At 67.1% G+C, this 10,571-nt stretch carries 15 protein-coding genes and 1 other RNA gene; 12 read left to right on the forward strand and 4 right to left on the reverse strand.

The annotated features are described in order from the left end of the window. Positions 1-80: 80 nt before the first annotated feature. From KK7_RS0117865 to tatC, 5 genes are all read left to right on the forward strand, one after another. Positions 81-815: a segregation and condensation protein A gene (locus KK7_RS0117865; RefSeq protein WP_010546011.1), complete on the forward strand. Its 735-nt coding sequence runs from the start codon at positions 81-83 to the stop codon at positions 813-815. Beyond that, positions 815-1,411, forward strand: a complete 597-nt coding sequence (gene scpB / locus KK7_RS21145; RefSeq protein ID WP_040599114.1) for an SMC-Scp complex subunit ScpB — start codon at positions 815-817, stop codon at positions 1,409-1,411. Before KK7_RS0117865 ends, scpB begins: the two co-directional genes overlap by 1 nt. 105 nt (positions 1,412-1,516) lie before the next feature. Continuing rightward, the gene (locus KK7_RS0117875; protein ID WP_010546013.1) at positions 1,517-1,750 is read left to right on the forward strand and encodes a twin-arginine translocase TatA/TatE family subunit; all 234 of its coding nucleotides are present in this window, start codon (positions 1,517-1,519) and stop codon (positions 1,748-1,750) included. 94 nt (positions 1,751-1,844) lie between these two features. Next, positions 1,845-2,303, forward strand: a complete 459-nt coding sequence (gene tatB, locus KK7_RS0117880; RefSeq protein ID WP_010546014.1) for a Sec-independent protein translocase protein TatB — start codon at positions 1,845-1,847, stop codon at positions 2,301-2,303. Then, the gene (gene tatC / locus KK7_RS0117885) at positions 2,300-3,076 is read left to right on the forward strand and encodes a twin-arginine translocase subunit TatC (RefSeq protein WP_010546015.1); all 777 of its coding nucleotides are present in this window, start codon (positions 2,300-2,302) and stop codon (positions 3,074-3,076) included. Before tatB ends, tatC begins: the two co-directional genes overlap by 4 nt. A gap of 43 nt (positions 3,077-3,119) precedes the next feature. Here tatC and KK7_RS0117890 read toward each other — a convergent pair whose 3' ends face one another. The 3 genes from KK7_RS0117890 to KK7_RS23525 all read right to left on the reverse strand — a co-directional run bounded on the left by KK7_RS0117890 (position 3,120) and on the right by KK7_RS23525 (position 5,282). Continuing rightward, a complete protein-coding gene (locus KK7_RS0117890; protein WP_010546016.1) occupies positions 3,120-3,254 on the reverse strand; it encodes an entericidin A/B family lipoprotein in 135 nt (44 codons plus the stop codon). 279 nt (positions 3,255-3,533) lie between these two features. Continuing rightward, the gene (locus KK7_RS0117895) at positions 3,534-5,102 is read right to left on the reverse strand and encodes a sensor histidine kinase (protein ID WP_051121408.1); all 1,569 of its coding nucleotides are present in this window, start codon (positions 5,100-5,102) and stop codon (positions 3,534-3,536) included. A 12-nt stretch (positions 5,103-5,114) separates the two neighbouring features. Next, entirely contained in the window at positions 5,115-5,282 is a 168-nt protein-coding gene (locus KK7_RS23525) for a NepR family anti-sigma factor (RefSeq protein ID WP_237709253.1), read from the reverse strand. Positions 5,283-5,554: 272 nt separating this feature from the next. On the opposite strand from KK7_RS23525, the gene KK7_RS0117905 reads away from it, so the two are divergent. The 7 genes from KK7_RS0117905 to KK7_RS0117930 all read left to right on the forward strand — a co-directional run bounded on the left by KK7_RS0117905 (position 5,555) and on the right by KK7_RS0117930 (position 9,718). Beyond that, the gene (locus KK7_RS0117905; protein ID WP_010546018.1) at positions 5,555-6,352 is read left to right on the forward strand and encodes a response regulator; all 798 of its coding nucleotides are present in this window, start codon (positions 5,555-5,557) and stop codon (positions 6,350-6,352) included. A 62-nt stretch (positions 6,353-6,414) separates the two neighbouring features. Beyond that, complete coding sequence (locus KK7_RS23200) at positions 6,415-6,552, forward strand: hypothetical protein (RefSeq protein ID WP_193378034.1); 138 nt, start codon at positions 6,415-6,417, stop codon at positions 6,550-6,552. A 92-nt stretch (positions 6,553-6,644) separates the two neighbouring features. After that, positions 6,645-7,298: a sigma-70 family RNA polymerase sigma factor gene (locus tag KK7_RS0117915; RefSeq protein ID WP_010546019.1), complete on the forward strand. Its 654-nt coding sequence runs from the start codon at positions 6,645-6,647 to the stop codon at positions 7,296-7,298. A gap of 92 nt (positions 7,299-7,390) precedes the next feature. Then, entirely contained in the window at positions 7,391-7,519 is a 129-nt protein-coding gene (locus KK7_RS23645) for a hypothetical protein (RefSeq protein ID WP_272941581.1), read from the forward strand. A gap of 45 nt (positions 7,520-7,564) precedes the next feature. Continuing rightward, positions 7,565-7,662, forward strand: an RNA gene (ffs, locus tag KK7_RS22095) — signal recognition particle sRNA small type. 77 nt (positions 7,663-7,739) lie between these two features. After that, positions 7,740-9,398: a DNA polymerase III subunit gamma/tau gene (locus KK7_RS0117925; RefSeq protein ID WP_010546020.1), complete on the forward strand. Its 1,659-nt coding sequence runs from the start codon at positions 7,740-7,742 to the stop codon at positions 9,396-9,398. Further along, on the forward strand, positions 9,395-9,718 hold the full coding sequence (locus KK7_RS0117930; protein ID WP_010546021.1) for a YbaB/EbfC family nucleoid-associated protein: 324 nt from the start codon (positions 9,395-9,397) through the stop codon (positions 9,716-9,718). Before KK7_RS0117925 ends, KK7_RS0117930 begins: the two co-directional genes overlap by 4 nt. A gap of 81 nt (positions 9,719-9,799) precedes the next feature. Here the strand turns inward: KK7_RS0117930 and mtgA are convergent, their stop codons facing one another. Then, positions 9,800-10,468, reverse strand: a complete 669-nt coding sequence (mtgA, locus tag KK7_RS0117935; protein ID WP_040599120.1) for a monofunctional biosynthetic peptidoglycan transglycosylase — start codon at positions 10,466-10,468, stop codon at positions 9,800-9,802. Positions 10,469-10,571: the final 103 nt, after the last annotated feature.

Raw genomic sequence — 10,571 nt, forward strand, 5'->3', positions numbered from 1 at the left:
GGGGGCAGCGCCGACCTGATGCGCCTGAAGGGGAGGGGCTTATTGTTGCTCGGTCCGCTCCCCCCTCCTATGACCAGCCGGTGGACGGGGGCGACGACATCCTGAAGATCGAGGTGGAGGGCTGGGAAGGCCCGCTCGACCTGCTGCTGGCGCTCGCCCGCACGCAGAAGGTGGATCTGCGCCAGATTTCGATCCTGGAGCTGGTCGAGCAATATCTCGCCTATGTCCATGCCGCCCGCGAACTGCGGCTGGAGCTGGCCGCTGATTATCTCGTGATGGCGGCGTGGCTCGCCTACCTCAAATCCGCGCTGCTGCTGCCGCGCAACCCCGCCGAAAGCCCGAGCCCCGAGGAACTGGCGCTGCGCCTGCAACTCCGCCTCGAACGGCTGAGCGCGATGCGCGAGGCGGGCGCCCGGCTGGTCGCGCGCGACCGGATGGGGCGCGACGTGTTCCCGCGCGGGAGCCCGGAGGGCCTGCGCGTCCAGCGCCAGGCCAAGTGGGAAGTGGAAATCTTCGATCTGATCGCCGCCTATGGTAGGATCAGCGCGCGCACCCGGCCGGTGATGCACGTCGTCGCCCACCGCGACGTGATGACGCTGGAGGCGGCGCTGGAGCGGCTCTCCACCCAACTCGGCACGCGCATCGACTGGTCGGTGATCGAGAGCTTCCTGCCCGATGGCGTCAGCGATCTCTATCGCCGCTCGGCGCTCGCCTCCTCGTTCGTCGCGGCGCTGGAGCTGGCGCGCCAGGGGCGACTGGAGATCCGCCAGGAGGCGCCGTTCGCGCCGCTCTATCTCAAGGCGATCCCGCTGTGATCGATGTCGGCGATCCGCTGCGCGCCGTGGAGGCGGTGCTGTTCGCTTCCGAGACGCCGCTCAGCATCGACGAGATTCGCGCCTATGTCGGGCCGGACGTGGACGTGCGCGCCGCCCTTGCGGCGCTGGGCGACTTCTACGCCGGGCGCGGCATCGAACTGGTCCGCCGCGGCGATCGCTGGCACTTCCAGACGGCCGCCGATCTCGCCCATCTGCTCCGCCGCGACCGCGAGGACAGCCGCAAGCTGAGCCGCGCGGGCATCGAGACGCTGGCCATCATCGCCTATCATGAGCCGGTCACCCGCGCCGAGATCGAGGCGATCCGCGGCGTGCAGATCTCCAAGGGCACGATCGACGTGCTGATGGAGGCGGGCTGGGTCCGCCCCGCCGGGCGGCGCGAAGTGCCGGGGCGCCCGCTGATGTATGCGACCACGCCGGGCTTTCTCAGCCATTTCGGGCTCGCCAGCCGCCGCGACCTGCCGGGGATCGAGGACCTCAAGGCGGCGGGGCTGCTCGATCCGGTCGATCTCGCCCTGGAGCAACTGGATGCGGCCGAGGCCGCGGCCGATAGCGAAACTGTCATGGACGAGGAATAGGGACGGCGCCTTCAATTCGTTCGGCTTCCTCGCGTGCCGGAGGATCAACCGTTGCCGTAGGGGGCTGCGGGCCTTAGATAGGTCCGGATATCAAGGAGAATTCTCATGGGTAGCTTCAGCCTGATGCACTGGCTGGTCGTCGGCATCATCGCCATCCTGCTGCTGGGCGGTGGCCGCTTCTCCAACATGATGGGCGACGTCGCCAAGGGCATCAAGAGCTTCAAGAAGGGCATGGCCGAGGACGATACGCCGACGCCGCCGACCCGCATCGAGGGCAAGGCCGCGCCGGAGCCGGGCTATACCCCCGAAGCCGAGCGTGCCCGCGAGGAGCATCGCTGAGCCCTGCCGGGACGCCCTTCCCGGGGCGCCCGGATGTTGATCGCAGTGCGCCGGATACGCCGGCGCATGCCGTGCGAGTGGATACGCCGAAAGAATGTTCGATATCGCGCCCAGCGAGTTTCTGCTCGTGGCCATCGTAGCCCTGGTGTTCATCGGCCCGAAGGACCTGCCGCGGGCGATGCATTTCGTCGGCAAGTGGGTGGGCAAGGCGCGCGGCGTCGCCCGCCAGTTCCGCTCGGGCATCGATTCGATGGTCCGAGAGGCCGAACTCGCCGAGCTGGAAAAGCAGTGGGCGGCGGAGAATGAGCGGATCATGCGGCAATATCCGCCGCAGCCGCTCGCGGCGCCCGACGCACCGGCCGCGCTGGCCGCCATCGAACATCAGCCGCACGATCCTGCGCTCCACGGCGACGACGCCCCGGTGATGACGCCACAGCCCGACCTTCGGCCCGATCCGGCCCCGGTCGAGGTTTCCGCGCCCAAGCCGGTCGCGGCCGAGCTCGCCGCAAACGAACCCAAACCCGTTCCCCCGACCAGCGAAGTGCATCCGTGAGCGAGATCGACGACACCCAGGCCCCGCTGCTCGACCACCTGATCGAGCTGCGCCGCCGGCTGATCTGGTCGATCCTGTCGCTGATCGCGGCATTTGGCGGCTGCCTGTACTTCGCGCGCGGCATCCTGGGGTTTCTGGTCGCGCCGCTGAAGACGGCCGGGCAGGTGCGGATCATCAATACCGAGATTTTCGGGGGCTTCCTCGTGGAAGTGAAGGTCGCGTTCTTCGCCGGCCTGATGATCGCCTTCCCCGTGATCGCCAACCAGCTGTGGAAGTTCGTGGCACCCGGGCTGTACCGCCGCGAAAAGCAGGCGCTGCTGCCGTTCCTGCTGGCGACGCCGGTGCTGTTCACCGCGGGCGCGGCGATGGCCTATTTCGTGGCGATCCCGGTGGCGCTGAAGTTCCTGCTGGGCTTCCAGGGCAATCTGGCGGGTGTGCAGCAGGAAGCGCTGCCGGACGTGAACAGCTACCTCAAGTTCATCATGCAGTTCATCTTCGGCTTCGGGATCTCGTTCCTGCTGCCGGTGCTGCTGATGCTGCTCGAACATGCGGGCATCGTCACTTATGAGCAGCTGAAGGGCGCCTGGCGTTATGCCATCGTCGCCTCGGTTGCGATTGCCGCGGTGCTGACGCCGCCGGATGTCGGCTCGCAGCTGCTGCTGGCTGGCCCGCTGGTCGGCCTGTATTTCCTGTCGCTGGTGGCGATCTATTTCACCCGCCGGCGTCGGGAGCGCACGGCCGAGGCGGAAGCAGAGGCGCAGACCGCCGAATGAGCGACGCCCCCGCCGCGATTGCGGCAGGGGCGCGCTGAATGGCTTACTTCGACTTGGCAGCCGCGTTGGCGACGGTGTCGCCGGCCGAAGCTACGTCCTTGCCGGCGCCCTCCACGGTGTTGCAGGCGGCGATCAGCAGGGTGCCGGCAATGGCGGCACAGGCGAGCAGTTTACGCATCGAACATCTCCAGATTTTCCCGTTTTCGGGACGCTGGTTCAATGCCGCGCCGCGCGAATCGTTCCTGCGGCGCGCCGTGTCGCGGCTGCGCTGCGGTGAAGCTGTCGATGTGCTGGAACGTAGTAGGCCCGGAAGCGCCACCGGGGGGGGGAGGGGTAGACGCTTCCGGGCCCATGTCGTGGATAGCGAGAGCGGGGGGGCAAAAGGTCACTATCCGAAGATCAGAACGCCGCCCGCCGCATCGGGTTCCCGGCAAACCGAACTTTTTGCCAGGCGCGCTCAGGGGCGACCGTTGAACGCGATGCTTGTCTCATAGGCACCGACCAGCGGATCGTGGTGGAGCTGGGTGCGCAGCTGCCGTGCGAGGCCCTGCAGCACGCGGCCATAGCGCTTCTCGACCAGCGATTCGAAGGTGGGATTGCTGACCAGTGCCGGCGAGGAGACGCGCAGCACTGCGCGCTCCGCATTTTCAGGCGCCCGGATCGAGATGCGGACCTGCGCCGCCTCGTTGCAGGTGATCGCCAGCTCGACCATCTCGGTCAGCAGAAACGCGATCGCGATCGCCACGTCCTGAGTCACGAGCAGCGATTCGACCTCGAGGGTGATGCCGATACCCTTGGCCTGGGCGGGTGCGGTGGCGCGCAGGTTGGCCGCCAGTTCGCCGATCACCGAGCGGAGCTCCAGCCCGCGATTTTCCTCCATCTCGGCATAGTGGTGCCGGTGGACGACGGCGAGCGCATCGACGCGGCGCTGGATCGACGCATAGGCATCGGCCGCCTCCTGTCCCTTGGCGGCTCGGGCATGGAAGTTGATCAGGCTGGAGATCACCTGAAGGTTGTTCTTCACCCGGTGATGCACTTCGCGGGTGAGCTTGGTCTGCTGCACCAGTCCCTTGGCAAGGTCGGCCTCGTGCGCCTGCACGGTGCGGCTGATATCGCTGAACGTGTCGCCGAGTTCGCGGATTTCCTGCGCGGGGATGGGGCCAAGCCGGGCGGTGTCGATCACGTCGCCGGGCTGGTAATGGGCGACGCTGCTGCGCAGCCGGCGCAGCGGGCGAATCAGCAGGATGTCGACGACGAACCAGCTGATCCCGGCGGCGGCGATCCACATCAGCACCAGCAGCACGGTGGCGATGACCAGCGGCGAGGTGATCGGGGCACCCGGTATCGTCGTCTCGAGCGCGAGATCGTCCACACCCAGGTTGCTGCGCAGGCTCTTGCCGCGATCCAGCGGGCCGCCGTCCTTCAGCGCACGCAGCGTCAGCCGGTCGCCATGGCCGATCAGCGCGGCGCCATATTCGGGGACGAAGCCGCTCGGCCGGGCGAGGCCCGCGAGCAGGTCGTGCGGATAATAGGCGGTAGCCGCGCTGCCGCCTGCCCCGCCGATCCGCAGCACCAGGCCGCCGGGCACGATGCGAGCGGCGACATCGCCGGCTTGCGTCTGGACCATGCCGGCCTGCTCGAAGGGGCGGCCGCAGAGCACGCGGCCGCGCCCGTCGCGCACGACGAACCGGGATCTTGATTCGGCGGCATAGGTACCGGCAAGCCGGGTGCAGCTGGGTGCATCCTGCGGGTCGCGGGACAGGGCCGACAGCGCCTCGCCAAGCTGGGCGATATGGTTGGCCAGCAGGTTCTCGAGGTTGCCCGCGCTTTCCTGCGCGGTGACGGTGAGGCGTTCGCGCGCCTCGTCATCGGCGCTGCGCGTAGTCTGCAGGGTGGTAAACAGCGCAATGAGCGCCAGCGGCAGCAGCGCGCCGACCAGGATGAGGAATACTTTCGCGCCGGTGGGCAACCGTCCCAGCGCTGCCGAGAGGCCTCGGCCGCGGGTAGGGGAATCCAGACCGTTCATGCGCTGAGTCGTTTAATCCAGCTTCTTCAACAGGTCGAGAAGGTCGTCCGGCACGGATTCGTTCAGCGTCTCGTCATATGCGCGGCGCAATGCATCGCCGACATCGGCGCTGGGTCGCGGCTTGTCTCCGCTGCCCTGCGCCGGCGGCTGCTTGGCGTGATCATCTTTAGCGGAATGCACCAATTCCCCCCTAAGGGCCCGGATCGTCCGGGCACCCGGACCAAATGAACGATGTGACCGATACCGCGAATACCGCGAACGACGCCGAGTGCAAGCACCCGGCGCCGCGGCAGCCATTCACGCAGTCCGGACGATGAAACCAAAGAGCGCCTCGATTGTTCCACGTTCGATGCGAAATCCGGGGAGGGGCTTCTTCGGGTGACGGAATCGATTGAAACAAGGCCCGTCGGGAGCGACAACGGCTCCCGAACCTGATGGAGAAACAACAGCTCATGTCGCTTGGTCAGCAACTCGCGCCGCACCTTCCGCTCCTGCGGCGCTATGCCCGTGCGCTCACCGGCAACCAGGCCGAAGGCGACCGCTATGTCCGCGCCGCCCTGGAAGCGATCGTCGAGGCGCCGGACCAGTTCCCGCGCGACGTGGATGCGCGCCTGGGCCTGTATCGCACGTTTCAGGTCATTTGGCAGTCGAGCCAGTGGGACGACAGCATCGACGCGGTCGAGCAGGGCACCGACGCCGAATCGATTGCTCGCAAGCGGCTTGCGCGGCTGACGCCGCTGTCGCGCCAGGCGCTATTGCTCACCACCGTCGAGGGCTTCCCGCCGGAGGACGCCGCCTATCTGATCGGCGAGGAGCCGGGCCGCGTATCCGAACTGGTGACCGAGGCCGTTGGCGAGATCGAGCGCCAGACCCGCACCCGCGTGATGATCATCGAGGACGAGCCGCTGATCGCAATGGATCTCGAGCAGATCGTTCGCGACCTGGGCCATGACGTTACCGGCGTCGCCGTCACGCGCGACGAGGCCGTGGCACTGGCCATGGAAGACCGCCCGGGCCTGGTGCTGGCGGACATCCAGCTCGCCGACGACAGCTCGGGCATCGACGCGGTGAAGGACATCCTCGCCGAGTTCGCGGTGCCGGTGATCTTCATCACCGCCTTTCCGGAACGTCTGCTCACCGGCGAGCGCCCTGAGCCGACCTTCCTGATCACCAAGCCGTTCCAGCGCGAAACGGTGAAGGCGACGATCAGCCAGGCGCTGTTCTTCGACGAGGCGACCGTTCCGGCCTGACGTAAATCGAGGCGGGTTCCATATGGTACGGACCTAAAACGGTTCTCGCGTGTTTAAGCAGCATGGCTGAGAATGATGAACCCGCCTCCATCAGCAAGGATCGTGCCCGAGCGGGCACGACCCCCGGCGTAACCCGCTACGTGCTGGGTATCGGCCTGGTGCTGGTAATCGTGATTTTCGCCATCATCCTCTTGGTTTGATTGGTATGTTTCACGAGGCAATGCTTGTAATAGCCCCCGTGGACCCCAGCTTCGCAACGAATGACGCCCTGCGCGCAACTGATCGGGAATGCATGACGACGGAAGCCACCCACACGGATCATGAGGAGCCGGGCACGACCGCCGCGCCGGTGGAACATGTCTCGCTCTCGGACCCCGAGTTCAAGACGCAGCTCGCCCAGGTGATTCCGCATCTTCGCGCCTTCGGTCGGTCGCTCTCGGGCAGCCGCGACCTCGCGGACGACCTGGTGCAGGAAACGCTGCTCAAGGCCTGGGCGGCGCGCAAGCGCTTCCAGGCCGGCACCAACATGCGCGCCTGGACCTTCATCATCCTGCGCAATCTGTATCTGAGCCAGATGCGCCGCGCGCGGTTCAAGGGCGAATGGGACGATCTGGTCGCCGACCGCCTGCTTGCGGCACCGGCGAGCCAGGACCGCCATGTCGAACTGGCAGACATGCAGCGCGCGCTGCTCCACCTGCCGCAGCCGCAGCGCGAGGCGCTGATCCTGGTCGGGGCGGGCGGCTTTGCCTATGAGGAAGCCGCCGAAATCTGCCAGGTGGCGGTGGGCACGATCAAAAGCCGCGTCGCCCGTGGGCGCGTCGCGCTGGAGGCGCTGATGTCGGAAGGGCAGTTGCCCTCGCGTCGTTCGACCTCGCTCAACGAGGACGGGCGCACCGCGCTCGACACCATCATGGGTGAAGTGGACGACCTCAGCCGCGAGCGGTGATCGATAACCATTTTCCGTGATGCGCCGTTGAGGAAGCCTACGGATTTTTGTGAGAGCCTCCGCGTGACAGTTCCTGTCGCGTGGAGCCTTTTATGCGACTCGACCGCTTCGATGACCATCAGACCGGGTTCGGACCCTGCATCGCCACGATGCTCGCGCTGGCAGGATTGGGCGCGCTGGTAGGCTGCATCCTCGCCCGTATCGCGGAACTGATCCGCTAACGCACACAGGCTCTTGCGCCGCACGCCGGCTTCGCCCATATGCGCCGCGGGAGTCGGGCGGACGGGATCGTCGCCAACCCGGTCAGGTCCGGAAGGAAGCAGCCGTAACGATTTCGTCCCGGGTCGTTCCGGCTCCCACCCATCACCCAACATCGCTATCCACAGGCCATCGCGCCGCGCGCTTCGACAAATGTCGCGCGGGTCCCTAGATAGGATCGTGATGTCCGATTCCCTGCTTGGCCTCGACGAACCCCCGCAGCCCCAGCGCGGCGAAGCGTACCGCGTGCTCGCCCGCAAATACCGGCCGCAGACGTTCAGCGCGCTGATCGGGCAGGATGCGATGGTCACCACGCTGGGCAACGCGATTCGGCGCGACCGGCTGGCGCACGCCTTCCTGCTGACCGGCGTGCGCGGGGTGGGCAAGACCTCTACCGCCCGCCTGATCGCCAAGGCGCTCAACTGCATCGGTCCGGATGGGCAGGGTGGTCCCACGATCGACCCCTGCGGCGTCTGCGAACCCTGCCGTGCGATCGCCGAGGGGCGCCATATCGACGTGATCGAGATGGACGCCGCCAGCCATACCGGTGTCGACGACGTGCGCGAGATCATCGAGGCGTCGCGCTATGCCGCGGTTTCTGCGCGCTACAAGATCTACATCATCGACGAAGTCCACATGCTGTCGAAGAACGCGTTCAACGCGCTTCTGAAGACGCTGGAGGAGCCGCCGGGGCATGTGAAGTTCCTGTTCGCCACCACCGAGGTCAACAAGGTGCCGGTGACGGTGCTGTCGCGCTGCCAGCGCTTCGACCTGCGCCGCATCCCGGCCGAACTGCTCGCCGAGCATTTCGCGCGGGTGTGCGAAGCGGAACATGTCGAGGCGGAGCCCGAGGCGCTGGCGCTGGTCGCCCGCGCGGCCGAAGGATCGGCGCGCGACGGCCTCTCGATCCTCGACCAGGCGATTGCGCATGCCGGGCTGGAAGGCGAGGGGGTGAAGGCGGAGGCCGTGCGCCAGATGCTCGGCCTGTCCGATCGCGGCGCGAACCGGGCGCTGTTCGGTATGCTGGTCGAAGGCCAGGCGCAGCAGGCGCTGGCGGGCCTGCGGGCGCAATATGACCTGGGCGTCGATCCGCTGGCGGTGCTGCGCGCGCTGCTCGAGACGGTGCACGGCGTGACGTTGGTCAAGCTCGGCACGCACCGCCTCTCGGGCCAGTCGACCGAGGAGCGCGAAGCGATGGAGGGCTGGGCGAGCCGACTGTCCTTCCCGGCGCTCCACCGGCTGTGGCAGCTTCTGCTGCGCGGGCATGACGAGGTCGCCAAGGCAGCGCTTCCGATCGAGGCGACCGAGATGGCGCTGCTGCGCGTGATCCATGCGGCCCAGCTCCCCGATCCGGGCGATCTGGCGAAGCAGATCCTGAGCGGCAGCATTGCGGTGCCTGCTGGTGCGCCGGCCGCCGCGGCTGCGATGTCGACCGCGCCTGCACCCGCCACGGTGCAGGAAAGCGGGCCGGTGCTGCCGACCAACCTCGCCGAGCTCGCCGAGCATCTGGAAGAGCATCGCCGGCTCCAGCTCGCGATGTTCGTGCGCGATTACATGCGACCGGTGCGGTTCGAAGGCAGCGAGATCGATTTCGGCGCGGCGCGGCCGCTGCCGCAGGATTTCGTGCGCGAGTTGGGCGGTGCGCTCAAGGACAGCACCGGCGTGCATTGGAAGATTACCCTCGTCGACGGCGCCACGGCAATGACGCTGCGCGAGGAACAGGCGGCCCGGCAAGCGGCCGAGCGCGAGGCGGTGCTCGCCTCGCCGATCGTTGCCGCCGCGATACAAGCTTTTCCAGATGCCGAGCTGATCGGCTGGACCAAGACCGGGAGTGACGGATGAAGAGTCTCGAAGACATCATGGCCATGGCGCAGAATGTGCAGGCCGAACTGACCAAGGCGCAGGCGAGCCTCGATTCGGTCGAGGTCGAGGGCGTTTCGGGCGGCGGGCTGGTGAAGGTGAAGGCCAGCGCCAAGGGGCGCATCATCGGCATTGCGATCGACGATTCGCTGGTGAACGTCGCCGAAAAGACGATGCTGGAGGACCTGCTGGTCGCCGCGTTCAACGATGCGCGGCTGAAGGCGGACAACGCCTCATCGGAGGCGATGAGCAAGATGACCAGCGGCCTGCCGCTGCCGCCGGGCTTCAAGCTCCCGTTCTGAGACAGGGGGCACCAAGCAAAGGCCGTCATCCCGGCTTTCGCCGGGATGACCGTTAACCGGGATGCCAGTCAATAGGCGCGGCTACCTCAGGCAGCGATCCAGCCCGTTGCCCGCGACCACGTTGATCCGCGCGTTGATCTTGTTGCCGTATTTTCGGGTGAAGCCGCGCGGGTCGATCGCCGCACGCTTCTTGGGCAGCGGCAGCACCGCGGCGATCAGCGCGGCCTCGCGGTCCGAGAGCCGCGATGCGTCGTGGTGGAAGTAGCGCATCGCCCCGGCGTTGACGCCGTAGGTGCCGATGCCGGTCTCGGCGACGTTGAGGTACACCTCCATGATCCGCCTTTTGCCCCAGACATTCTCGATCAGCACGGTGAACCAGGCTTCCAGGCCCTTCCGGAAATAGCCGCCGCCCTGCCAGAGGAACACGTTCTTGGCGGTCTGCTGGCTGATCGTCGAGCCGCCGCGAATCTTGTGATTGCCCTGCGCGTTGCGCTGATACGCCTTCTCGATCGCCGCGAAGTCGAAGCCATTATGCTGGCAGAAGCGCGCATCCTCGGCGGCGATCACCGCGCGCGCCATGCTCGGGTCGATCTGGCGCAGCGGCATCCAGTCCTTGGTCGCGCCGTGGCCGGCGACCACATCGCCGAGCATCGTCCAGGTGATCGGCGGCGGCACGAAGCGATAGACCGTCACCATCAACAGCGACAGCAGCACGAAGCCGAGAACGAACTGGATCCCCAGCACGATCAGCCGGCGCCACCAGGGCTTGCGCGCGGTGGTGGAGGAGCGGCGGGGGGAGGAGGGGCGGGCGCGATTCTTCGTCACGAAACCGCCATGCCCCAGTCGGGGCGGT

It is taken from the genome of Sphingomonas elodea ATCC 31461 (assembly GCF_000226955.1).
Taxonomy (GTDB): Bacteria; Pseudomonadota; Alphaproteobacteria; order Sphingomonadales; family Sphingomonadaceae; genus Sphingomonas; species Sphingomonas elodea.